Below are 24,420 nucleotides of genomic sequence, written 5' to 3'. Positions count from 1 at the left end.
CGAACTGGCGGCGAACTATATCACTGCTGGTGCGGAGCCCCCAAGGCCGGAACAGCGCTTGTTCAGATTGGAGACAGGGAAAAATAGTTGCCGACTATGTTACCGAGGAATGAATCTGAAGCGCCTGACGACTAAAGGCTGACGAACTTGCGTGAGGGAATTGATCATTACCGCTATAATCGCCGACTTTTCGTCAGGCTATACGATTTCAGACATGAGCCAATCCAGCGATCTTATCCAATCCGCACAACGCACCATCCGCCTCGAGCTTGAAGCCGTAGAAGGCTTGCTGGCCCATATCGACGTGGATTTCGTACGCGCCTGCGAGATGATTCTGGCCAGCAAAGGCCGCGTTGTCGTGGTCGGCATGGGCAAGTCCGGTCACGTCGGCAACAAGATCGCCGCCACCCTGGCAAGCACCGGGACCACGGCGTTTTTCGTCCACCCGGCCGAAGCCAGCCACGGCGACATGGGCATGATCACCAAGGATGACATCATCCTTGCACTGTCCAACTCCGGCACCACCAACGAAATCGTGACCTTGCTGCCGTTGATCAAACGCCTGGGCATCCAGATGATCAGCATCACCGGCAACCCGGAGTCGACGCTGGCCAAGGCCGCCGAAGTGAACCTGAATGTTCATGTGACCGCTGAGGCCTGCCCGCTGAACCTGGCGCCAACCTCTTCCACCACCGCCGCGCTGGTCATGGGCGATGCCCTGGCCGTGGCGCTGCTGGAAGCACGTGGGTTTACGGCGGAAGACTTCGCGTTTTCCCATCCGGGCGGCGCACTGGGCCGACGCCTGCTGCTGAAAGTGGAAAACGTCATGCATTCCGGCGATGAACTGCCCCACGTACAGCGCGGCACCCTGCTGAAGGACGCACTCATGGAGATGACCCGCAAGGGCCTGGGCATGACCGTGATCCTGGAAGCCGACGGACGCCTGGCCGGCGTATTCACCGACGGTGACCTGCGCCGCACCCTGGACCGCACTATCGATATCCACACCGCCACCATTGATGCGGTGATGACTCCCCACGGCAAGACTGCACGCGCAGAAATGCTGGCGGCCGAAGCCCTGAAGATCATGGAAGACCATAAGATCGGCGCGCTGGTGGTGGTCGATGGCAATGACCGCCCGATCGGCGCCCTGAACATGCACGACTTGCTGCGTGCGGGAGTGATGTAAATGACCAGCGACCTGTTGCAACGCGGCAAGCACATCAAATTGGCGATTTTCGACGTTGACGGCGTGCTGACCGATGGCCGCCTGTACTTCCTCGAGGACGGCAGCGAATTCAAGTCGTTCAACACCCTCGACGGCCAGGGCATCAAGATGCTCATGGCGGCGGGCGTGCAAACCGCGATTATCAGCGGTCGGAAAACCCCGGTTGTGGAACGCCGCGCACAAAACCTGGGGATTCCTCACCTGTATCAAGGCAGGGAGGATAAACTAGTCGTTCTGGACGAGCTTCTTGGCCAACTGAACCTAAGCTATGAGCAGGTTGCCTACCTGGGCGACGACCTGCCCGACCTGCCGGTGATCCGCCGGGTGGGCCTGGGCATGGCTGTCGCCAATGCGGCGGCATTTGTTCGCGAGCATGCCCACGGCATCACCACGGCCCGTGGCGGCGAAGGCGCCGCCCGCGAGTTCTGCGAGTTGATCCTGCGTGCCCAGGGCAGCCTTGAAGCGGCCCACGCCGCCTACCTATAGAGCGTTTTATGCTGAGCAAAAAGATTCGCAACTTCCTGCTATTCGGGGTCATCGCCGCGCTGCTCCTGGCGGTTGGCTACTGGAATATCAGCCCGGAGCGCTTTCTCGACCAGCCTGTGGCGCAGGTTGACCAAGGCGCTATCGACTATTACGCCACCAATGCCTACAGCGTGCAGTTCCTGCCCGATGGCAAGGTGCAGTATGAAATGAACTCGGACAAGGTCGAGCACCTGAAAGCGTCCGAAGTGACCCTGCTGACCAACCCCGATTTGAATCTGTATCGCGGCACCGAATTCCCTTGGCACGTCACCAGCAAGCGTGGCGAAGTCAACCCGGACGGCACCGAAGTGGAACTGATCGACTCGGTGCGCGTCGCACGGACCGACGCACAGAACCGCGACACCATCATCACCAGCAGTCGCATGACCGTATTCCCACAGAAGCAATATGCGCAGACCGAGCAAGACGTTAGAATCGACGGCGCTGGCGGTGTATCGACTGGCAAGGGAATGAAAGCGTATTTGAAAGAAAGCAGGATACACCTGCTATCGAACGTAAGAGGACAGTATGAGGCTCGTTAAAACCCTCCCTATTTTGCTCAGTCTGGGCGCAGCACTGGGAAGCGTGAGCGCCTGGGCTCTGCCGAACGATAGCCAGCAACCGATCCACATTTCGGCCGACGATGCACAGCTCGATGACAAGCAAGGCGTCGCGACCTACACCGGCGGTGTGATCATTACCCAAGGCTCGATGAAGATCACCGGCAACACGGTGACGCTGACTCGCACCCCTGCTGGCGACATTGACGTCGTGACCTCGGTGGGCAACCTGGCCTACTTCGAACAGAAGCAGGCTGCCACCGACACCGCCCCGATGAAGGGCTACGGCAAAACCATCCAGTATCACGCCCAGCAAAATCGCATCGTGCTGATCGACCAGGCCAAGGTACTCAGCCCCGACGGCAACTCCACGGAAGGTGAAAAAATCACCTATGACACCGTGAAGCAAGTTGCCAACGCCGGTCGCGCCAACGGCACCAAGGTCACCGCACCGCGTCCACGTATCGACATGGTTATCCAGCCGAAGAAGAAGGCCGAGTAATGGCAACCCTGAAAGCCCAGCATCTGGCCAAGGCCTATAAAGGCCGTCAGGTCGTGCGCGACGTCAGCCTGTCGATCGACAGCGGCCAGATCGTCGGCCTGCTTGGCCCCAACGGTGCCGGCAAGACCACCTGTTTCTATATGATCGTCGGCCTGGTCCAGGCGGACCAAGGTCGCATCCTGATCGACGACCTCGACGTCAGCCACCAGCCGATGCACGGCCGTGCGCGCGCCGGTATCGGCTATCTTCCCCAGGAAGCGTCGATCTTCCGCAAACTGTCGGTTGCCGATAACATCATGGCGATCCTCGAGACCCGCAAGGAACTCGACCGCGACGGCCGCCGCAAGGAGCTGGAAAGCCTGCTGCAGGAATTCCACATCAACCACATTCGCGACAACCTCGGCATGAGCTTGTCCGGTGGTGAACGCCGCCGCGTGGAGATTGCCCGCGCCCTGGCCACTGCACCGAAGTTCATCCTGCTGGACGAACCGTTTGCCGGTGTCGACCCGATCTCGGTCGGCGACATCAAGCAGATCATCCATCACCTCAAGGCCAAGGGCATCGGTGTACTGATCACCGACCACAACGTCCGCGAGACCCTCGATATCTGCGAAACTGCGTATATCGTCAACGATGGGCAACTGATTGCCGAAGGCGATTCGGCCACGATCCTGGCCAACGAACTGGTCAAGGAAGTGTATCTGGGCCACGAGTTCCGCCTGTAAGCCTGCCTGGAAAAAAAGGCGGTGGCAGGCCGTTCGCCAAGGTGCGCGGGAGTCAATGAAAACCTCCGGATTTTTATTGTTACCGCGCTCTAGGCAAAGCCCCCGATATCAGGCATATAATTTGCTTATGTTTGGCGCTCACGCGCCCTGTCGTGGATGGCGCATTGCGCCGGCGAATAAGGTGTTAAGCCCCTGCCATGAAACCATCGCTAGTCCTGAGAATGGGCCAGCAGCTGACGATGACACCGCAGCTGCAACAGGCCATCCGCCTGCTCCAATTGTCGACACTGGACCTGCAACAGGAAATCCAGGAAGCCCTGGAGTCCAATCCGATGCTCGAACGCCAGGAAGAAGGCGACGACTTCGATAATGCAGACCCGCTGGCCGACAACATCGAGCAAAAACCCAATTCCGACGTGCAGGAACCCTCTTACCAGGAAACCGCCCCTACGGTGGACAACCTGGAGGAAGGCGAATGGAACGAACGTATTCCCAACGAACTTCCCGTGGACACCGCCTGGGAAGACGTCTACCAGACCAGCGCCAGCAGCCTGCCCAGCAATGATGACGACGAGTGGGATTTCACCACCCGCACCTCCGCCGGCGAGAGCCTGCAGAGCCACTTGCTGTGGCAATTGAACCTGGCGCCGATGTCCGACACCGATCGCCTGATCGCTGTGACCCTGATCGACTGCATCAACAACCAGGGTTATCTGGACGAGACACTCGAAGAGATTCTTGAAGCCTTCGACCCGGAACTGGACATCGAACTGGACGAGATCGAAGCCGTCCTGCACCGCATCCAGCAGTTCGAGCCCGCCGGCATTGGCGCGCGCAACCTCAGCGAGTGCCTGCTGCTGCAATTGCGCCAGCTGCCCGCCAAGACCCCTTGGCTCGTTGAAGCCCAACGCCTGGTCACCGACTACATCGACCTGCTGGGCAGCCGCGACTACAGCCAGCTGATGCGCCGCATGAAGCTCAAGGAAGACGACCTGCGCCACATCATCGAGCTGGTGCAGAGCCTCAACCCGCGTCCGGGCTCGCAGATCGAGTCCAGCGAAGCCGAATACGTCGTCCCCGATGTGATCGTGCGCAAAGACAACGAACGCTGGCTGGTGGAGCTGAACCAGGAATCGGTGCCGCGCCTGCGGGTCAACCCGCAATATGCCGGTTTCGTCCGTCGCGCCGACACCAGCGCCGACAACACCTTCATGCGCAACCAGTTGCAGGAAGCGCGCTGGTTCATCAAGAGCCTGCAAAGCCGCAACGAAACCCTGATGAAAGTGGCCACGCAAATCGTCGAGCACCAGCGCGGCTTCCTTGAGTACGGCGACGAAGCGATGAAACCGCTGGTCCTGCACGACATCGCAGAAGCGGTGGGCATGCACGAATCAACGATTTCCCGGGTAACGACGCAAAAATTCATGCATACCCCACGGGGTATATATGAGCTGAAATACTTTTTCTCCAGCCATGTCAGCACCTCCGAAGGCGGCGAATGCTCGTCCACGGCGATCCGCGCAATCATCAAAAAACTGGTTGCCGCGGAAAATCAGAAAAAGCCGTTGAGTGACAGCAAGATCGCTGGTTTACTGGAGGCACAAGGCATTCAGGTCGCCCGTCGAACCGTCGCCAAGTACCGCGAGTCCCTTGGGATCGCGCCTTCCAGCGAGCGTAAGCGTTTGATGTGACGGGCAGGCCACAGCGTTCCAGTGGCAGGCATCTCTGCCTGCCGCTTTATGCACTGGCAACGAAGGAGAAGCTGTATGCAAGTCAATATCAGTGGACACCAACTGGAAGTGACCGACGCGCTGCGCACCTATATCGGCGAAAAACTCAAACGAATTGAGGGGCATTTCGACAAGATCACCAACGTGCAAGTCATTATGACTGTCGAAAAGCTGAAGCAGAAAATCGAAGCCACCTTGCGTATACCCGGCGGAGAAGTCGTCGCCAATGCTGAGCATTCTGATATGTATGCCGCCATTGACGACCTGACCGACAAGCTGGATCGCCAAATCAAAAAGCATAAGGAAAAGCAGCAGAGCCTCCTACAGGGCACCGGCCGCTAACACTCCCCACCCATGATCCGACTTGAAACCATCCTGACTCCCGGCCGTTCCCTTGTGAACGCGCCGGGGGGCAGCAAGAAGAAAGCCCTCGAACAGATTGCCAACCTGATCAGCAAACAAGTGCCTGAGCTGGAGATGCAAGATGTCTACGAGGCTCTGATTGCCCGTGAAAAACTCGGCTCGACCGGTTTTGGTAACGGCATCGCCATTCCTCACTGCCGCCTCAAAGGCTGCGAGACACCTGTCAGCGCCCTGCTGCACCTGGACGCTCCCATCGATTTCGACGCCATCGACGGTGCCCCGGTCGACCTGCTGTTCGTGTTGCTGGTCCCGCAAGCCGCCACCGATGCACACCTGGAACTGCTCCGGCAGATCGCCAGCATGCTTGACCGCAAGGAAGTACGCGACAAACTGCGCAGTGCCAGCAGCAATGAGGCGTTGTATCAGGTTGTCCTGGCTGAACAAATCGAGCAGTAATCATGCGTTTGATCATCGTCAGTGGCCGCTCCGGCTCAGGTAAAAGCACCGCCCTCAACGTTCTTGAGGACAACGGCTTCTATTGCATCGACAACCTGCCCGCCGGCCTGCTGCCGGAGTTGGCGGAGCGCGCGCTGATCCACACCGAACTGGCACAGCCGCTGGTCGCCGTGTCGATCGACGCCCGCAACCTGCCCAGCCACCTCTCGCGGTTCCCGGCACTGCTTGAGGAAGTGCGCGCCAAGCACATTCACTGTGATGTGCTGTACCTGGACGCAGACGAAGAAACCCTGCTCAAACGCTTCTCCGAGACCCGTCGACGTCACCCCCTCAGCAGCCCGCATCGTTCGCTGGCCGAAGCCATCGAGGACGAGACCAAGCTGTTGGGGCCGATCATTGACCTCGCCGACCTCAAGATCAACACCACCAGCCTCAACCTGTACCAACTGCGCGATGCCATCAAGCTCCGCCTGCTGAACCAGCCCGAGCCCGGCACGGCCTTTCTGGTCGAGTCGTTTGGCTTCAAGCGTGGCATGCCGGTGGACGCCGATCTGGTATTCGATGTGCGCTGCCTGCCCAATCCTTACTGGAAGCCGGAGTTGCGGGACCAGTCGGGGCTGGATCAGCCGGTGGCGGACTACCTGGCCGCGCAACCGGATGTCGAGGAGATGTTCCAGGACATCTCCAGCTACCTGCTCAAATGGCTACCGCGCTTTGCCGCCAGCAACCGGGCCTATGTCACCATTGCCATCGGTTGCACCGGCGGCCACCACCGTTCCGTCTACCTGACCGAACGCCTGGGCCAGATGCTGCAACAAACCCTCAAGAACGTCCAGGTTCGCCACCGCGACCTTAGCTGAAAGGAACACCCCCGCGATGCCCGTTCTGGAAATTGAAATCATCAACAAGCTGGGCCTGCACGCCCGCGCCTCAGCCAAGTTCGTCGGCATTGCCGGGCAGTTCCCCTGCCAGGTTCGCGCTGGACGCACTCCGGAAACCATGGTCGACGGCAAGAGCATCATGGCGATGATGATGCTCGCCGCCGGCAAGGGCACCAAGATTCATTTGAAGACCGAAGGCGAGCAAGAGCAGGAAGCGATGGCGGCCTTGACCAAGCTGATCAATAACTTCTTTGATGAGGGTGAATAAACCCACCCGACGAGACAGAGGCTGAAGCCGCAACAGCTTCAGCCCAATGCAGTATCCATCACCATCATCAAGCAAAACCCGATGCACAGTCCCAGGCTGGCGAGCTTTTCATGGCCATTGCGCCGCGATTCGGGGATCACCTCGTGAGTGACCACCAGCAGCATCGCGCCAGCAGCCAACGCCAAGCCTAACGGCAGCAGCACCTGCGCCAGACTCACCAACCAGGCACAAAGCACTGCGAATATCGGCTCGACCAAGCCCGAAGCCGCACCAATCAGGAACGCCTTGAACCGCGACATCCCTGCCCCGGCCAGCACCAAAGCAATCACCAGGCCTTCGGGCACATCCTGCAAAGCGATGCCCATGGCCAGGCTGTCGGCATCCGGCATGCCGCCGCCCGCCGACACGCCAACCGCCATACCCTCCGGGATGTTGTGCGCGATGATGGCAAACACGAACAGCCAGATGCGTGGCGGGATCACCGGGTGCTCCGGCGTACCGACCAGCATTTCCGGGCTGGCCCCGGAGACCTTGCGATCGACCAGATACAAGCCGAACGCTCCCAGCATGATGCCAATGCTGATCAAGCCACTCGCGCCCCACGGGCTGAGCCCCAGGCCTTCAGCGGCGGCAATGCCCGGCACGACCAACGAAAACGCCGTGGCCGCGAGCATCACACCGGCACCAAAGCCCAGCAAGGTATCGCTCACTGCCGCCGGCATGCGCCGGATAACCAACACCGGTACGGCGCCCAACGCGGTGCCGAGCGCACAGATCGCCCCACCTTGCAGGGCCCGCAGGATGCGCGGCTCCAGGTCCAGCCAGGCGAATCCTTGAGCCACCAGCAATGCAAGACCTGCCAATAGCAGCAGCGAGCCAAATGCGTAACGAAACATTCGCACGCTGCTGATCGCCAGTGTTTCAGTACCCATGGTCGGCCTTAGGTCGTGTTGTACGGCGTGATATCAGGCCAGGGCGGCCTGGTAGCGGGCGGCGACTTCCGGCCAGTTGATGACACTGTAGAAGGCATTGATGTATTCAGGACGCCGGTTCTGGTACAGCAGGTAGTAGGCGTGTTCCCACACATCCAGGCCGAGGATCGGTGTGTTGCCGCTCATCAGCGGGCTGTCCTGATTGCCGCTGCTCTCCACCACCAGGGTCTTCTGCGGGGTCACGCTCAACCAGGCCCAGCCGCTACCGAAGCGGGTCAATGCGGCCTTGGTGAAGGCCTCCTTGAAGCTGTCGAAACCGCCCAGTTGCTCATCGATCGCCTGGCCCAGCGCGCCATCGGGTTTGCCGCCGCCTTTGGGTGACATCACCGCCCAGAACAACGAGTGGTTGGCATGCCCGCCGCCCTGATTGATCACCGCGGCGCGCAGTTGCTCGGGCAGTTGCTGGACGCTCGACACCAGTTTCTCTACCGGCCAACCCGCAAACTCGGTGCCCTCCACGGCGGCATTGAGGTTGTTGATGTAAGTCTGGTGGTGCTTGGTGTAGTGAATTTGCATGGTTTGCGCATCGATATGCGGTTCCAGGGCATCGTAGGCGTAAGGCAAGGCAGGCAAGGTGTAGGGCATATCAGTGTGCTCCGTATTGAGGAGGGGTCGGTTGCGCCGCAGTACCGCCCAGCAAGCGATGGGTACGGGGGTATTCGCCGTGATCGCTGATGAAATTCAACAGTTCGACGTAGGTCTTGCTGCTCTGGCGCAACGCCGCGTCGCGCAGTTGGGGGCTGAGGCGCTGGTCCTGCAGCGCCTGTAACAGCCGTTGGTGGATGGCACAGAGGTATTCCGCGCTTTCTTCCGGCTGGTTCAGGCGCAGGTGCAGGTCCGCCAGGTTGTGATGGGAAATGACGCAAGCCGCCACTGCTTCGTCGGCGTTCGCCCAGCGCTCGAACAACACTTGAGCCAGGGCCAGGGCTTGTAAATAGGCTTCGCGAGCGTCGACCAACTCGCCCTGCATAAAGCAGCGATTGGCCCGTTCGATCGTGCGTTTCCAATGCTCCATGGTCAGCCTCCAAAGCAGGGTCGGTGATTACACGCCGCCGGCTGTGAGCTTTTCCGGGTCCAGCAGGACTTCCAGTTGGCTACGCGGCAAGTCGGTGTGCTCGAGGGCGACATCAATCACCGGGCGACCTTGCTGATAGGCTTGCTTGGCGATTTCAGCGGCCTTTTGGTAACCAATGATCGGGTTGAGTGCGGTCACCAGGATCGGATTGCGCGACAACGCTTCCTTGAGCTTGGCCTCGTTGACCTTGAAACTGGCAATGGCCTTGTCCGCCAGCAGGCGGCTGGAATTGGCCAGCAGTTCGAGGCTGCCGAGCAGGTTCTGGGCGATGATCGGCAGCATCACGTTCAGCTCGAAGTTGCCGGATTGCCCGGCAATGGTGATCACCGTGTCATTGCCGATGACTTGTGCAGCGACCATGGCGGTCGCTTCCGGAATCACTGGGTTGACCTTGCCCGGCATGATCGAAGAACCGGGCTGTAACCCTTCCAGTTCGATTTCACCCAAACCAGCCAGGGGCCCGGAATTCATCCAGCGCAAGTCGTTGGCGATTTTCATCAATGACACAGCGATCGCTTTCAACTGGCCGGAGACGGCGACGGCGGTGTCCTGGGAGCCGATCAACGCGAAGAGGTTCTTGCCCGGCGTGAATTGCACACCGGTCAGGCTGCTCAGCTGCTGGCTGAAACGCAGCGCAAACTCCGGATGCGCGTTGATCCCGGTACCGACAGCCGTGCCGCCCTGGGCCAGGGCTTGCAGGCTGGGCAACAGGTCCTGCAGGTGCGCGATATTGGCCTTGAGCTGCTGCGCCCAGCCATTGAGCACCTGGCTCATACGCACGGGCATGGCGTCCATCAGGTGCGTGCGACCGGTCTTGATGAAGGGGTGGACCTCTTCGGCCTTCCGTTCGATGACCTGCACCAGATGCAGCAACGCCGGCAGCGTTTGCTCATGCAGCACCAACGCCGCACTGACGTGGATGGTGGTCGGGATGATGTCGTTGCTGCTTTGGCCACAGTTCACGTGATCGTTGGGGTTGACCGCCTCACCGAGCAAACGGCTGGCCAGGGTCGCGATCACTTCGTTGGCGTTCATATTGGAACTGGTGCCGGAACCGGTCTGAAAGATATCCACCGGAAAGTGCGGCATGAAGTCACCGTCCAGCAAGCCCAGGGCAGCATCGACAATGGCCTTGCCCTGCCCTTCGCTGATCTGCTTGAGGTCGACGTTGACCTTGGCCGCTGCCACTTTGGCCAGGATCAGCGCACGAATGAACGGCGCCGGCATGCGCTGGTGGCTGATCGGAAAGTTGTTCACCGCGCGCTGGGTTTGCGCGCCGTACAAGGCCTCGGCGGGGACTTGCAGTTCACCCATGCTGTCGCGTTCGATACGGTTATTACTCATCGGAAGATCCTTGCACCCAGTCAGAAACGGAAATCGAAGGCAGCAATTCGCACGTCGCCAATTGCCAGGCAAAGGCCTGCCAGCGCTTGAGGCGGCAGGCACAGTGGGAGAGTGTTTCCAGGTCGCGCAGCGGGCGCCAGGCCTGGTCCAGGCACTGGGACCGCCAATGCCACGGCAAGGCAATGTCCGTGGCGGTGTCGATCAGCAGGCGGAAAGCCGTTTCAGCGATCGTCCATGGATGAGTCGCGGTGCAACAGGCGAGGTATCGACCTTCATTGAGGTAATGTTCGATCAGGCGCGGTTCATTGGGCTCGAGGCAGCAGCGAATCTGACGACTCATCCAACGCCAGCTTTCCAGGTAGGGGTCCTCATGCAGGACAGCATTCATGATCCGCACTCATTCGATAATGATATTTATTATTAAATGATATTGATAATCAACACAAGAGTGGCAAGCCAATCAACCGGGAATGCAGCCACAAAAAAAGGCGCGCCATCCTGCAGATGGCGCGCCTTTTGGTGAAGCGTCGGAAGGATTAACTACCGGCGACTGTCATCCGCTCGATCAGGACCGAACCTGTACGGATATTGCTGCGCAGCTCCAGGTCGTTACCCACGGCAACGATCTGCTTGAACATGTCGCGCATATTGCCGGCGATGGTCACTTCCTGGACAGCAAACTGAATCTCACCGTTTTCTACCCAGAAACCCGCCGCGCCACGGGAATAATCACCGGTGACCATGTTCAAGCCCTGACCCATCAATTCAGTCACCAGCAGGCCACGCCCCATGCGTCGCAACAGCGCCGCCTGGTCTTCCTCGCCGTGGGTCACGAACAGGTTATGCACGCCGCCAGCGTTCGCGGTGCTCGGCAGGCCCAGTTTGCGCCCGGCATACGTGCCCAGCACGTAGGAGACCAACTCACCGTTTTCGACGAACGGCTTGGCATAGGTCGCCAGGCCATCGCCGTCGAACGACGAACTGCCCATGGCCCGCATCAGGTGTGGACGCTCGTCGATGGTCAGCCACTGCGGAAACAGCTTCTGGCCAATCGCACCTTCGAGGAACGACGATTTGCGGTACAGGTTGCCGCCGGAAATCGCTCCCAGGAAACTGCCGAACAGACCGCCGGCCAGCTCCGCCGAAAACAGCACCGGCACTTCACAGGTCGGCACCGGGCGCGCGCCCAAGCGGCTCGCGGCACGTTGCGCAGCACGCCGGCCAATGCTGACCGGGTCGGCCAGCAACTCGCCCTGACGGTTCACGTCGTACCAGTAATCGCGCTGCATCTGGCCGTTGGCTTCGGCGATCATCACGCAACTCAGGCTGTGGCGCGTCGACGCATAACCGCCGATAAAACCATGGCTGTTGCCGTACACGCGGCAGCCCTGGTGGGTGCTCAAGGTGGTGCCGTCGGCATTCTTGATCCGCGGGTCGGCATCGAACGCCGCCGCTTCGCAGGTCAGCGCTTGTTCGATGGCTTGTTCCGGGGTGATGTCCCAGGCATGGAACAGGTCGAAATCCTGCAGATCCTTGGCCATCAACGCCTTGTCGGCCAGGCCCGAGCTTTCATCCTCGGACGTGTGCTTGGCAATCGCCAATGCGGCGGCCACCGTCTCGCGAATCGCTTCCGGCCCACTCGCCGAGGTGCTGGCCGAGCCTTTGCGCTGGCCGACGTACAAGGTGATGCCAAACCCCTGGTCGCGGTTGAATTCGACGGTTTCGACTTCCCGCTGACGTACCGACGTCGACAGCCCCTGCTCCAGGGACACAGCCACCTCGCAGGCACTGGCCCCCTGGCGCTTGGCCTCGGCAAGGATCTGCTCGACTTGTTCCTGCAGTGCCGGTAACGCTTGCGGACCGACGCTTTGGGCTGCACTCATGGTTTTCTCCACTCAAATTCTGCTTTCGGTTAAGGCCATCGAGCGACCGGGCCGGACAAGCGGCCCCCGACTGGTTATCATGGCGGCGTTTCTTTGCGGACTGCCACCATGGTTGATTCTTACGACGACTCCCTCGATGGGGAGAAAAGCAAAACCCAGGTCAAACGCGAGCTGCATGCTCTGGTTGACCTCGGCGAGCGCCTTACAACGCTCAAGCCGGACTTGATTGCAAAACTGCCTCTGACCGACGAAATGCGCCGGGCTCTGGCGGATGCACCCAAGCACACCGCGAATATCGCGCGTAAACGGCACATCATGTTCATCGGCAAGCTGATGCGCGATCAGGACACTGACGCGATTCTGACCCTGCTCGATCAACTCGATGCCTCCACTCGCCAGTACAACGAACGCTTCCACAACCTGGAACGTTGGCGTGACCGCCTGATCTCGGGCGATGACGCGGTGCTGGAGAAATTCGTACTGGACTACCCGGACGCGGACCGCCAGCAACTGCGCTCCCTGATCCGTCAGGCCCAGCACGAACTGGCGCAAAACAAGGCGCCGGCCACCAGCCGTAAAATCTTCAAGTACATCCGTGAGCTGGACGAGACTCAACGCGGCCTGCGTTGATCCTCTTCCCCGGGTGGCGGTCTTCGCCACCCGAAGCTCCCGCTCTTACGACCCCGTGCCACCCACGGTGATCGCATCAATTTTCAAGGTTGGCTGACCCACGCCCACCGGCACCGACTGCCCATCCTTGCCGCACGTACCCACGCCGCTGTCCAGCGCCAGGTCGTTACCGACCATCGACACTTTGCTCATCGCTTCCGGCCCGTTGCCAATCAACGTCGCGCCTTTGACCGGCACGGTAATCTTGCCGTCTTCGATCAGGTACGCCTCGCTGGTGGAGAACACGAACTTGCCGCTGGTGATGTCCACCTGGCCGCCGCCGAGGTTGGCGCAGTAGATCCCGCGTTTGACCGAGGCGATGATTTCCCCCGGGTCACTTTCGCCAGCGAGCATGTAAGTGTTGGTCATGCGCGGCATCGGCAGGTGCGCGTAGGATTCGCGACGGCCGTTACCGGTACGCGCCACGCCCATCAGGCGGGCGTTGAGCTTGTCTTGCATGTAACCCTTGAGCACGCCGTTTTCGATCAGCGTGGTGCATTCGGTCGGCGTGCCTTCGTCATCGATGTTCAACGAGCCACGGCGACCGGCCAGGGTGCCGTCATCGACAATGGTGCACAGTTTGGAGGCGACCATCTCGCCCATGCGCCCGCTGTAGGCCGAACTGCCCTTGCGGTTGAAGTCGCCTTCCAGGCCATGGCCCACGGCTTCGTGGAGCAGTACGCCAGACCAGCCCGAGCCCAATACCACCGGCAAGGTGCCAGCCGGTGCGGGGATGGCTTCCAGGTTGACCAGCGCCTGGCGCAGCGCTTCACGGGCATAACCCATGGCGCGGTCCTCGGCGAGGAAATAACGGTAGTCGGTACGCCCGCCGCCGCCGTGCCCACCGCGCTCGCGGCGGCCGTTCTGTTCGACGATCACGCTGACGTTGAAACGCACCAGCGGCCGCACATCCGCCGCCAGGCCGCCGTCGGTGGACGCCACCAGGATGCGTTCCCACACCCCGGCCATGCTCACCGTGACTTGCTGGATACGCGGGTCGAGGGCGCGGGTCGCGGCATCGATACGCTTGAGCAGATCGACTTTTTCTGCGCGGCTGATCACCTCCAGGGGGTTATCCGGCGCGTACAACTGGGCCACGTCCTGGGTGCTGAATGCCTGCACCGTACCGTTCTGGCCGGCGCGGGAAATCGAACGGGCAGCCCGGGCGGCCAGGCCCAAGGCTTCCAGGGTGATCGCGTTGCTGTAGGCGAAACCGGTTTTCTCACCGGATTGCGCGCGCACGCCGACACCCTGGTCGAGGTTGAAACTGCCTTCCTTGACGATCCCGTCTTCCAAAGCCCACGACTCGGAAATCTGCCCCTGGAAATACAGGTCGGCCGCGTCGATGCCCGGCCCGGCCAGATCGCCCAGCACGGTTTGCAGGCTTTCGATGGTCACGCCACCGGGTGCCAGGAGGTGTTCGCTGACTGAGGACAACAACTCGCTCATAGGTTTGGCCTTAAATTCATCGTTCTGAAGCAGGCCGCTGCGCGCCCTGCGAGAAAAAGCGCCGGTGGTTGACCACCGGCATGCGCGCCCGTATCGACGCCTGTTCACTGCTGTCGCGTTCGGCCAGCAACACCGCTTCGCCTTGATCCTGTTGCGTCAGTACGCGCCCCCAGGGGTCGACAATCGCCGCGTGGCCATAAGTCTCCCGTGGCCCCGGATGCACCCCGCCCTGGGCGGCCGCCAGCAGATAACACTGGGTCTCGATGGCCCGTGCGCGAATCAGCACATCCCAATGGGCGGCGCCGGTGACCGCGGTGAAGGCCGAGGGCGCGGTAATCAGTTCAGCCCCCGCCGCGCGCAACTCGCTGTACAACTCCGGGAAGCGCAGGTCGTAACACACCGTCAGGCCCACGCGGCCGACCGGCGTATCCGCCACCACAACGTTGCTCCCGAAAGCATAGTCATCGGATTCACGATAGCGACCGCGCGCGTCCGCCACGTCGACATCGAACAAATGCAGCTTGTCGTAGCGGGCGACGATCTCGCCATACTCATCGATCAGCAACGAGCAGGCGTTAGCCTTGGCGTTCGGTTGATCCTTGGGCGGCAGCGGCAAAGTGCCAGCCACTATCCATAAGGTGAGGTCGCGGGCGGTCTGTTTCAACCATGGCAGGATCGGTCCTTCACCCAACGCCTCGGCGCGGCCGATGTCAGCCACATCGCGGCGGCCCATGGCGGCGAAGTTTTCCGGCAGCACCGCCAGCCGCGCCCCCTTTGCCGCCGCTTGCTCCAGCAGGCGCCGGGCCTGGGCCAGGTTGGCCAGCACATCGCTCTGGCTGACCATTTGAATTACCGCAAAGGACATGGGCCGACACTCCATAAATGGCATGCAGCCATGCTACTCCACAGGCTCTCAGTTTGGTTTTTCAAATGGCTTATCGAAGCTGATTTTCGGGTCTTTCCATGGCCCTTCGACTTTGTACTGCACGCTGGCAAACCGCGAAACCCGGTCGCCGATCAGCTTGTCGATCAGGAACAGCGCGCCGCCAATGGCCGGCGCGCCGACAATCAGCGCAGCGATCGGCAGGTTGTTGGTCACCGGCAATGTCACCAGCAACTTGGCATCCACGCGATCAGCCACCAGGTCCATGGTGCCATTAAGCTCCAGGTTGCTCGACGGCCCCGTCAGGGTGATCGGCTCGCGGGTCACAAACACCCCGTTGCTGGCCGCGAGCAAGCCTTTGACCCGGTCATAACTCAAGCCTTTGCCGAGCAGGTCGGAGAAGTCCAGGCGCAACCGACGGCCGATGGAGTTGAAGTTAAGCAGGCCGAACACCCGCAGCGCCTGGGCGCCACCTTCCACTTCAACGAACTGGCCTTTGCGGAATGTTGCATCCAGGCTGCCGGAAAAACGCTTGGGCCCGACCCAGGCGGGGGAGCCCGGCCAACGACCGTCCACGTCCAGGTGGAAATCTTCACTGGTCACGGTAGGCGCAAAGCCCCAGCCCTTGAGGACATCGGCGATATTCTTGCCATCCAGTCGCCCTTTATACCAACTGCTGCTGTCGCCCGGCGCGCCTTCCCAACCACCAGCGCCCTTGAGCAGCATGCCCTTGAGGCCCAGGTCCAGGTTGTTGAAGGCCAGGCCCTTGGCGGTCGGCCGGATCTTCAGCGACCACGCGCCGATCAGGTCCGGCCCCTGGAACAGCTGATCAATGCTGATGTCCAGCGCTGGAATATCCTTGGGATCGATGTCGGCCAATGGGTCCGGCGCATTTTCATCCGCCTGTACCGTCGGGTCCACCGCCGGCAGCTTCACGTACTGCAGGTTGACCGCGATGGGTGCGCCCTTGGCGTCCGACAGGTTGACCGTGCCCTTGGCCTGCTGGCTGTCGAACTGCAGGCCCCAAGCCGAGGGTTTACGGTCAAGCTGGAGGCTGACCTGGTCGAACTGCTGCCCAAAGCCAGTCAACTTGCCCACCTTGAAGTCGGCGCCGCTCAACAGCTGTTTCGCGCTGCCTCCCGGGTCGTTGCCCGCGTAGCGATCGATGAGTTTCTTCCACGGATCGATATCCAGTTCCGACAGCACACCGCGAATGCGCAGGCCCTTGCTACCGGGCAGCAGCGCATCGCCATCGCCGAGAAACAACTCGCCGCGGCCGTCGCTGAATTTATCCGGCGGCGCAGCAAAGGTGAAGTTCGCCAGGTCGCCGTAATCGAACCAGTAGCGGCGTTCGGCGCCCTGCAAGGTCATGCGGAACACGCTGTCACGGCCCTGACTGGCCGCCATGCCGAACGGTGCCGGCAGGTCCACGGCCACGCCTTTGAGGTTGGAGCTGACCCTCAACTGGCTGTCGGCACCGTCCAGATTGAGCTGCAACTGGTACGGAATATCACCGGACACCGGCAGCGGCTGGCTGATTTTCAACCAGTCCGTCAGGCGCTTGACCGTGACCTGGCCTTTGGCGGTAACGCGGGTGCTGATACTGCCCGGCTTGCCATCCGCGAAGATCTGCGCGGTGATCGGCCGATCGAAGGCTTGCGCCGTGATGTTCTGCCCACTCAGGCCCTTGGCGCTGTCGAAGCGGAAATCCCCCTTGAGCTGGCTCAGGTCCAGAGGCGGCTCAGCCAATTGCAGGCGCGCCTTGTCGGTCTGGAAATCCACCACGATCTTCGGTTCGGTGCCCTTGGCCAGCGGGATATCCAGGTCCAGCTTGCCCTGTAGATCGCCCTCGCCTTTCCAACCGGCAAAGGTCGAAGCGGTGCCTATCGGCGCTTCCTGGAGGATTTTCAGGCCATCACCCAGGCCGCCGGCAAACTCACCGGTGAGCAGTAAGTGGCTGTCCTTGCCCGCGGGCGCGTGGGGGATATTGACGTAGATGTCCTTGACGCCGGTATCGAGCAGTTGGCCCTTGCTGGCCAGGATGCGGACACCGCTCTCCTCGACAAACACTTCGCCGTTGACCTTACTCACATGGGGCCAGCCCGGCTGGAACGCCAACTCAGCGTCATGCACCTTGAAAAACAGGCTGATATTGCGCGAAGCCGGCAACGCGCCGTGATTCAGCGAGCCTTGGTACTGGAAGAAGCCTTCATCGACCGCGCCTTTGAGAATCGCGGTACGCAGCCATTCATCCAGCGCCGGGCTCAGCACCGCCGGCAGGTATTTAGGCGTGAAACGTCCATCGCCATCGACCATGCCGACCCGCAGGTCCATGTAGTCTTCCTGGCTATTGTCGAAATGCAGGCGAATCAGGAAGTCGGCGGCGACCTTGCCTTCCTCGCCCAGCACCTTGATATACGGCGCGATCAGGGTGAAACCTTGCTGATCGAGCTTCCAGGTCAGGCGCGCATTGGCCTGGATGTACTGCCAGGGCTTGGCGAAGATCGGGTCGAGGTGCAGGGAAAAGTCCTTGCTGTCCATGCGCAGCTCGCCCTGCCCCAGGTCGCCGCTGATGCTGCCGGAAACGTTACGTGCGGCAGGGGCGCCGAAGTAGGCGTCGAAGCCCACCCGCTCGAGGTTGGCGGCAAAGCTGACTTTCTGATCGGTCGTGTCCTGCGGACGAAAATCCACCAGCACATTGCGCAGCAGACCGGTGGCCTTGAGGTGTTCGATCGTCTTGGCGAAGCCTTCCGGCAACGGCGCCAAGGCATTGAGCAACGGGGTGATCGGGGTCAGGTCGAGGCGATCGGCCTGCAGGTTCCAGACTTCCTGCGCCTTGTCGGTGGCCAGGCGTTGCTGCAATTGCAGACGCGATTCCCAACGGCTATCGCCGATGTTCATCGCCAACGAATCGAACAGCACCTTGAGGCCGCTCTCACTGCGTTGCAGGTAGGCGGTCAGGGCGAGGTTTTCAATGTGGACCGGCTTGCGGTCAGCATAGCCGCCCTTCACTTGCGGCGAGTTGAGGCGCACCACCGCGCTTTGCACGGTGCCTTTGGCCCAGGTCAGCCAGAATTCACCGCCAGCCTTGAACTGCGTGAGTTTCCACTGCTGGGTCAACCTGGCCGGGACCCATTTGGCCCAATCGCTCTGGGGCAGGCTCAGGTAGGCCTGGACCTCAGCGTCTTTCCAGGCACTGGCGCGGATCTGCGTGCGCAGGCTCAGGGCCAGGGGTTGGCCATCCGGCAGGGTCAGGCGGGCGTCCAGGCGTTGGCGGGTCGCGCCCGTTTGCAAGCTCAGGCCCACATACGTGAAGGTCAGCGGCGCCTGGTCGAACGGCTGCAACGTGACCTGGCTATCCAGCAACGACACGCGCTGGACACTCTGCATGCGCTTGAGCAACTGTTCCGGGTCCAGCGGCTGGTCGTCCTGCACCGGCAGGCCTTGCAGCGCCCAGTGGCCATCCTTGTCTTCCCTGGCGCTCAGTTGCAGGCCGCTGACTTCCAGGTGGGCAATACGCACGTCGCGCGCCATCAGGCTGGCCCAGATGTCCGGCACCACCTGCACCTGGTCCAGGCGCAAGACATTGCTGCCCTCGCCCACCATCACGTCATGGGCCAGCAACACAGGGGCGAAACCGCTCCAGCGGCCTTCAAGGCGACCGATCTGCAGCGGCATATCCACCGCGGCCTGGGCCTTGGCTTCGATTTCTGCGCGGTATTCGGCGACCAGCGGGGTCAATTCACGCCCCAGGCTCACGTACACCGCCGCCAATACCAGTAGCAGGGCGCACAGGCCCAGGCCCCAGCGGGTCAAAGCGGCAAAAAAGCGTGTCAGACGCTCCATGTCAAGCGACCCTCAGGCAGTAGTCGGACCGCAGATCCAGGTCTGTCGGGTTCAGGGAAAGCCAATGAATGAAAATCAGAGCAGCACCACGTCGTATTGTTCCTGGGAGTACATGGTTTCGACCTGAAAACGAATGGTGCGCCCGATAAACCCTTCCAGTTCAGCCACGTTACCGGACTCTTCATCCAGCAAGCGGTCGACCACTTTCTGGTTGGCAAGCACTCTATAACCTTCAGCCTGGTAGGCTCGTGCCTCTCGTAGGATTTCCCGGAAAATCTCGTAGCAAACCGTTTCAGGGGTCTTCAATTTACCGCGCCCCTGGCAACTGCTGCACGGCTCGCACAGCACTTGCTCAAGACTTTCGCGGGTGCGCTTGCGGGTCATCTGCACCAGGCCCAGCTCGGTGATGCCGATAATGTTGGTCTTGGCGTGATCACGTTCCAGCTGCTTTTCGAGGGTGCGCAGCACCTGACGCTGGTGTTCTTCATCTTCCATGTCGATGAAGTCGATGATGATGATCCCGCCCAGGTTGCGCAGGCGCAATTGGCGGGCAATCGCGGTGGCCGCTTCGAGGTTGGTCTTGAAGATGGTCTCTTCAAGGTTGCGGTGCCCCACGAACGCACCGGTGTTGACGTCGATGGTGGTCATGGCTTCGGCCGGGTCCACCACCAGGTAGCCACCGGACTTGAGCGGCACTTTGCGTTCGAGGGCTTTCTGGATTTCGTCTTCGACGCCATACAAGTCGAAGATCGGCCGCTCGCCAGGGTAATGCTCCAGGCGGTCAGCAATTTCCGGCATCAGTTCGGCAACAAATTGCGTGGTGCGCTGGAAAGTTTCCCGCGAGTCGATGCGAATTTTCTCGATCTTGGGGCTGACCAGGTCACGCAAGGTGCGCAGGGCCAGGCCCAGGTCTTCATAGATCACGCTGGGGGCGCCGACGGTCTTGATCTGTGTGCCGATCTGGTCCCACAGGCGCCGCAGATAGCGGATATCCATGAGGATTTCATCGGCACCGGCGCCTTCGGCGGCGGTGCGCAGGATAAACCCACCCGCTTCCTTGATGCCCTCGGCGGCAACGCAGTCGCTGACCACTTTTTTCAGGCGCTCGCGCTCGGCTTCGTCTTCAATCTTCAGGGAAATGCCGACATGGGCGGTGCGCGGCATGTACACCAGGTAGCGCGAAGGAATCGACAGTTGCGTGGTCAGCCGCGCACCTTTGGAGCCGATGGGGTCCTTGGTGACTTGCACCACCAGGCTCTGCCCTTCATGCACCAGGGCGCTGATGCTTTCCACCGCCGGGCCTTCACGCAGGGAAATTTCCGAGGCATGGATAAACGCGGCGCGGTCCAGGCCGATATCGACGAAGGCGGCCTGCATGCCGGGCAATACGCGCACGACCTTGCCTTTATAGATGTTGCCGACGATCCCGCGCTTCTGGGTGCGCTCGACGTGAACTTCCTGCAGAACACCGTTCTCTACCACCGCCACGCGCGATTCCATCGGCGTGATATTGATCAGAATCTCTTCACTCATGGCTGGGTCTCGTTCAGGCGTTTTCACAATAGTGGCCGGTCGCTTAAGGCTGGGCGCTGGTGTACGGCGTTCAGCGCGCGGTAAGGTTTTGCCAACAGGGTATGCCGAATTGTCCAAGCAACTGCGCGGTTTCGCACACCGGCAAGCCGACCACGGCGGAATAACTGCCATTGAGCCCGGCCACGAACACCGAGCCCAGCCCCTGGATAGCATAACCCCCGGCCTTGTCCTGAGGTTCGCCACTGTGCCAGTAGCTTGTAGCCTCCTCGACAGAAATCCCACGAAAAAGTACGCGACTGCTTACACATCGGGTGTCACAGCGCTGACCGTCCGTGAGAGCAACCGCCGTCAGCACTTCATGTTCACGCCCTGCCAGCGCCAGCAACATGGCCAGGCCGTCGGCCTGATCCACCGGTTTGCCAAGGATCTGGCCGTCGACGATCACCGCCGTGTCGGCGCCCAGCACACAGGCCCCGGAGGTTTCCCCGAGGGCAGCGAAACCCGCCGCGGCCTTGGCGCGCGCCAGGCGCTCGACGTAGGAAACGGGAGATTCGTTGGTAAGAGGCGTTTCATCAATCGCGGCGCTGACCACAGTGAACGGCACACCGATCTGGGTCAGCAGTTCACGCCGCCTTGGGGAGCCCGAGGCCAGATAAAGCGAATTCATTGCAGACTCTCCCTGTGGGGTTCGATAACCAGGCAGAGCCTCGCAATCCATTCAATTGATTTTATAGCGGCGACATAACCCGCGCAGACCGAAACTGACCCACGGCCACAGCAACGCGCTGACCAGGGCCGGCAACACCAGTGCCAAGGTCGGCTGTCGGTTGCCGGTCAAGGCACTGAGCCACAGCTGCACCAACTGCGCCAGGCCGAAGATCACCAGGATCACCAGGCACTGTTGCCACATCGGGAACATGCGCAGGCGCTGCTGCAATGAGAGCACCAGGAAGGTGATCAAGGTCAGGATCAACGCGTTCTGCCCCAGCAAGGTGCCATAGAGCACATCTTCCGCCAAGCCCAGAAACATTGCGGTGACCATGCCCACTTTATGCGGCAGGTTCAGCGACCAGAATGCCAGCAGCAGGGCCAGCCAGAGCGGACGCAGGATTTCCATGAACTGCGGCAGCGGCGAAACACTGAGCAGCAAGCCGAGAGCAAAGGTCAGCCAGACGATCCAGCCATTGCGCGAATGAGTACCGGCCATTATTCCTCCCTCTGCCGCGTGGTTGCCCGGGCGGCGGGCGTCGCGGTCGCAGGCGCGGCGGCCGGCGGTTTGGTCGCCGCCGGTTTCACCGGGCGAGCGCTGTGAGCGGCCGGCTTGGCTGGCGTGGCCACGGGCGCAGTCACCGCCGGCGCTGTTGCAGGCGGTGTGGCTGGCGCGGGCTTGGGTACGGTCGCCGGGATGATCGGCGTGGTGCCGTTGCGTTTGTCTTCCGCTTCCTGGGCCTGAGCGGCGTCGTTGGCGCGCTCTTCCGGGGTGCGGTTGTCGCTGAAGACCAGCAACAGGTAGCGGCTGCGGTTCAGCGCGGCCGTCGGCACGGCGCGGACAATCGCGAAAGGCTGGCCGGAGTCGTGGATCACTTCCTTGACCGTCGCCACCGGATAACCCGCCGGGAAGCGCTGACCCAGGCCGGAACTGACCAACAGGTCGCCTTCCTTGATATCGGCGGTGTCGGCCACATGACGCAGTTCCAGCCGCTCCGGGTTACCCGTACCGCTGGCAATCGCGCGCAGGCCGTTGCGGTTGACCTGCACCGGAATGCTGTGGGTAGTGTCCGTCAGCAGCAATACCCGCGATGTGTAGGGCATCAACTCGACCACCTGCCCCATCAGGCCACGGGCATCGAGTACCGGCTGGCCAAGAACCACACCGTCGCGCTCACCCTTGTTGATGATGATGCGATGGGTAAAGGGGTTGGGGTCCATGCCGATCAACTCGGCGACTTCGACCTTCTCGTTGACCAGTGCGGAGGAGTTGAGCAACTCGCGCAGCCGAACGTTCTGCTCGGTGAGGGCCGCCAGCTTTTGCATGCGCCCCTGCAGCAGCAGGTTTTCAGTCTTGAGTTTTTCGTTCTCGGCGACCAGCTCGGTGCGGCTGCCGAATTGGCTGGCCACGCCCTGGTAGAGACGTTGCGGCAGGTCGGTGATCCAGTAAGTCTGCATCAACACCAGCGACATCTGGCTACGCACGGGCTTGAGCAGTGCAAAGCGAGCATCGACCACCATCAGCGCGACCGAAAGCACGACCAGCACCAATAAGCGCACGCCCAATGAGGGGCCTTTGGCGAAAAGCGGTTTAATAGGCCGCTCCTCCCAGGCAAATGTTCTCTCTATTCATACGGCATCTAACCGGCCTGGATGCAGATTGAAGAAGATAAACGCCAACAGGCAGCACTGCAAAGTGCTGCCTGCGGGCGAAACATGGGCTTACCAGCAATCACTTATTCGCTGGAGAGCAGGTCCATGGTGTGTTTATCCATCATTTCCAGTGCACGGCCACCGCCACGGGCGACGCAGGTCAGCGGGTCTTCGGCGACGATCACCGGCAGGCCGGTTTCCTGGGCCAGCAACTTATCGAGGTCGCGCAGCAAGGCGCCACCACCGGTCAGTACCAGGCCACGCTCGGCGATATCGGAAGCCAGCTCCGGCGGCGATTGCTCCAGCGCGCTCTTCACCGCCTGAACGATGGTGGCCAGGGACTCTTGCAGAGCCTCGAGCACTTCATTGGAGTTCAGGGTGAAGGCACGTGGCACGCCTTCGGCCAGGTTGCGACCGCGCACATCAACTTCGCGCACTTCGCCGCCCGGATATGCGGTACCGATTTCCTGCTTGATGCGCTCGGCGGTGGATTCGCCGATCAGGCTGCCGTAGTTGCGACGCACATAAGTGATGATCGCTTCGTCGAAGCGGTCACCGCCCACACGGACGGATTCGGCATACACCACACCGTTCAGGGAAATCAGGGCGATTTCAGTGGTACCACCACCGATATCCACCACCATCGAACCGCGCGCTTCTTCAACCGGCAGGCCGGCACCGATCGCAGCAGCCATCGGCTCTTCGATCAGGAACACTTCACGGGCACCGGCACCAAGGGCCGATTCACGGATGGCACGACGCTCCACCTGGGTGGACTTGCACGGTACGCAGATCAGCACACGAGGGCTGGGCTGCAGAAAACTGTTTTCGTGAACCTTGTTGATGAAGTACTGCAGCATCTTCTCGCAGACACTGAAGTCGGCGATCACGCCGTCTTTCATCGGACGAATGGCCGCGATATTGCCTGGTGTTCGGCCGAGCATGCGCTTGGCCTCGGTGCCGACGGCAACGACACTTTTCTGATTACCATGGGTCCGAATAGCCACAACCGATGGCTCATTCAGGACGATACCGCGCTCGCGCACGTAAATAAGGGTGTTGGCAGTGCCCAGGTCAATGGAAAGATCGCTGGAAAACATGCCACGCAGTTTCTTGAACATGGGGAAAGGACCCTAGGCAACGCGTG

Annotated in this window: 25 protein-coding genes; 11 read left to right on the top strand and 14 right to left on the bottom strand. The window is 61.1% G+C overall.

The annotated features are described in order from the left end of the window. Positions 1-214 precede the first annotated feature (214 nt). The 10 genes from C8K66_RS16180 to C8K66_RS16135 all read left to right on the top strand — a co-directional run bounded on the left by C8K66_RS16180 (position 215) and on the right by C8K66_RS16135 (position 7,238). Positions 215-1,189, top strand: a complete 975-nt coding sequence (locus C8K66_RS16180) for a KpsF/GutQ family sugar-phosphate isomerase (protein ID WP_017845977.1) — start codon at positions 215-217, stop codon at positions 1,187-1,189. Then, positions 1,190-1,714, top strand: coding sequence for an HAD family hydrolase (locus C8K66_RS16175; RefSeq protein WP_017845978.1), 525 nt, complete (start codon positions 1,190-1,192; stop codon positions 1,712-1,714). An 8-nt stretch (positions 1,715-1,722) separates the two neighbouring features. Continuing rightward, positions 1,723-2,295, top strand: coding sequence for an LPS export ABC transporter periplasmic protein LptC (lptC, locus tag C8K66_RS16170; protein WP_046384675.1), 573 nt, complete (start codon positions 1,723-1,725; stop codon positions 2,293-2,295). Further along, positions 2,282-2,815 carry a lipopolysaccharide transport periplasmic protein LptA gene (lptA, locus tag C8K66_RS16165; protein WP_046384676.1) on the top strand — a complete coding sequence of 178 codons (534 nt, stop codon included), beginning with the start codon at positions 2,282-2,284 and terminating at the stop codon, positions 2,813-2,815. The genes lptC and lptA overlap by 14 nt, the downstream gene beginning before the upstream one ends. Then, a complete protein-coding gene (gene lptB / locus C8K66_RS16160; protein WP_017845981.1) occupies positions 2,815-3,540 on the top strand; it encodes an LPS export ABC transporter ATP-binding protein in 726 nt (241 codons plus the stop codon). The genes lptA and lptB overlap by 1 nt, the downstream gene beginning before the upstream one ends. Before the next feature lie 197 nt (positions 3,541-3,737). Next, positions 3,738-5,231, top strand: coding sequence for an RNA polymerase factor sigma-54 (locus C8K66_RS16155; protein WP_026139902.1), 1,494 nt, complete (start codon positions 3,738-3,740; stop codon positions 5,229-5,231). A 75-nt stretch (positions 5,232-5,306) separates the two neighbouring features. Beyond that, positions 5,307-5,612: a ribosome hibernation-promoting factor, HPF/YfiA family gene (hpf, locus tag C8K66_RS16150; RefSeq protein ID WP_017845983.1), complete on the top strand. Its 306-nt coding sequence runs from the start codon at positions 5,307-5,309 to the stop codon at positions 5,610-5,612. A gap of 12 nt (positions 5,613-5,624) precedes the next feature. Beyond that, on the top strand, positions 5,625-6,089 hold the full coding sequence (gene ptsN / locus C8K66_RS16145; protein WP_057004257.1) for a PTS IIA-like nitrogen regulatory protein PtsN: 465 nt from the start codon (positions 5,625-5,627) through the stop codon (positions 6,087-6,089). A 2-nt stretch (positions 6,090-6,091) separates the two neighbouring features. Then, on the top strand, positions 6,092-6,949 hold the full coding sequence (rapZ, locus tag C8K66_RS16140) for an RNase adapter RapZ (protein ID WP_017845985.1): 858 nt from the start codon (positions 6,092-6,094) through the stop codon (positions 6,947-6,949). Positions 6,950-6,965: 16 nt separating this feature from the next. Beyond that, positions 6,966-7,238 carry an HPr family phosphocarrier protein gene (locus C8K66_RS16135; RefSeq protein ID WP_046384677.1) on the top strand — a complete coding sequence of 91 codons (273 nt, stop codon included), beginning with the start codon at positions 6,966-6,968 and terminating at the stop codon, positions 7,236-7,238. Between the two features lie 38 nt (positions 7,239-7,276). Here the strand turns inward: C8K66_RS16135 and C8K66_RS16130 are convergent, their stop codons facing one another. The 6 genes from C8K66_RS16130 to pmbA form a co-directional block, all read right to left on the bottom strand. Further along, entirely contained in the window at positions 7,277-8,170 is an 894-nt protein-coding gene (locus C8K66_RS16130; protein ID WP_108525383.1) for a ZIP family metal transporter, read from the bottom strand. A gap of 33 nt (positions 8,171-8,203) precedes the next feature. Beyond that, positions 8,204-8,815 carry a superoxide dismutase gene (locus tag C8K66_RS16125; protein ID WP_108525381.1) on the bottom strand — a complete coding sequence of 204 codons (612 nt, stop codon included), beginning with the start codon at positions 8,813-8,815 and terminating at the stop codon, positions 8,204-8,206. Between the two features lies 1 nt (position 8,816). After that, positions 8,817-9,245: a hypothetical protein gene (locus C8K66_RS16120; RefSeq protein ID WP_017845989.1), complete on the bottom strand. Its 429-nt coding sequence runs from the start codon at positions 9,243-9,245 to the stop codon at positions 8,817-8,819. 27 nt (positions 9,246-9,272) lie between these two features. Beyond that, complete coding sequence (locus C8K66_RS16115; RefSeq protein ID WP_017845990.1) at positions 9,273-10,649, bottom strand: lyase family protein; 1,377 nt, start codon at positions 10,647-10,649, stop codon at positions 9,273-9,275. Continuing rightward, positions 10,642-11,037 (bottom strand): hypothetical protein, encoded by a 396-nt coding sequence (locus C8K66_RS16110; protein ID WP_057004254.1) that lies wholly within the window; start codon positions 11,035-11,037, stop codon positions 10,642-10,644. The genes C8K66_RS16115 and C8K66_RS16110 overlap by 8 nt, the downstream gene beginning before the upstream one ends. A gap of 148 nt (positions 11,038-11,185) precedes the next feature. Then, a complete protein-coding gene (pmbA, locus tag C8K66_RS16105; RefSeq protein WP_017845992.1) occupies positions 11,186-12,532 on the bottom strand; it encodes a metalloprotease PmbA in 1,347 nt (448 codons plus the stop codon). Positions 12,533-12,640: 108 nt separating this feature from the next. Here pmbA and yjgA point away from each other — a divergent pair, with 108 nt between their 5' ends. Beyond that, positions 12,641-13,162, top strand: coding sequence for a ribosome biogenesis factor YjgA (yjgA, locus tag C8K66_RS16100; RefSeq protein WP_010567685.1), 522 nt, complete (start codon positions 12,641-12,643; stop codon positions 13,160-13,162). 45 nt (positions 13,163-13,207) lie between these two features. Here yjgA and tldD read toward each other — a convergent pair whose 3' ends face one another. From tldD to mreB, 8 genes are all read right to left on the bottom strand, one after another. Continuing rightward, positions 13,208-14,650 carry a metalloprotease TldD gene (gene tldD, locus C8K66_RS16095; RefSeq protein WP_108525379.1) on the bottom strand — a complete coding sequence of 481 codons (1,443 nt, stop codon included), beginning with the start codon at positions 14,648-14,650 and terminating at the stop codon, positions 13,208-13,210. Positions 14,651-14,666: 16 nt separating this feature from the next. Then, complete coding sequence (locus C8K66_RS16090; protein ID WP_108525377.1) at positions 14,667-15,515, bottom strand: carbon-nitrogen hydrolase family protein; 849 nt, start codon at positions 15,513-15,515, stop codon at positions 14,667-14,669. 48 nt (positions 15,516-15,563) lie between these two features. Further along, entirely contained in the window at positions 15,564-19,379 is a 3,816-nt protein-coding gene (locus C8K66_RS16085) for a YhdP family protein (protein ID WP_108525375.1), read from the bottom strand. 75 nt (positions 19,380-19,454) lie between these two features. Then, entirely contained in the window at positions 19,455-20,912 is a 1,458-nt protein-coding gene (rng, locus tag C8K66_RS16080; protein WP_046384684.1) for a ribonuclease G, read from the bottom strand. Between the two features lie 70 nt (positions 20,913-20,982). After that, positions 20,983-21,579, bottom strand: a complete 597-nt coding sequence (locus C8K66_RS16075; protein WP_057004251.1) for a nucleoside triphosphate pyrophosphatase — start codon at positions 21,577-21,579, stop codon at positions 20,983-20,985. Between the two features lie 51 nt (positions 21,580-21,630). Further along, the gene (gene mreD, locus C8K66_RS16070) at positions 21,631-22,119 is read right to left on the bottom strand and encodes a rod shape-determining protein MreD (RefSeq protein ID WP_046384686.1); all 489 of its coding nucleotides are present in this window, start codon (positions 22,117-22,119) and stop codon (positions 21,631-21,633) included. Continuing rightward, positions 22,119-23,216, bottom strand: coding sequence for a rod shape-determining protein MreC (gene mreC / locus C8K66_RS16065; RefSeq protein ID WP_108525373.1), 1,098 nt, complete (start codon positions 23,214-23,216; stop codon positions 22,119-22,121). The genes mreD and mreC overlap by 1 nt, the downstream gene beginning before the upstream one ends. Before the next feature lie 140 nt (positions 23,217-23,356). After that, entirely contained in the window at positions 23,357-24,394 is a 1,038-nt protein-coding gene (gene mreB / locus C8K66_RS16060; RefSeq protein WP_002555108.1) for a rod shape-determining protein MreB, read from the bottom strand. Positions 24,395-24,420: the final 26 nt, after the last annotated feature.

Origin of the sequence: Pseudomonas sp. GV105 (genome assembly GCF_003058185.1) — a bacterium.
In the GTDB taxonomy this organism is placed as follows: Bacteria; Pseudomonadota; Gammaproteobacteria; order Pseudomonadales; family Pseudomonadaceae; genus Aquipseudomonas; species Aquipseudomonas veronii.
Note: the sequence above shows the minus strand (reverse complement) of the source record. Positions and strands in the feature narration are given on the sequence as shown.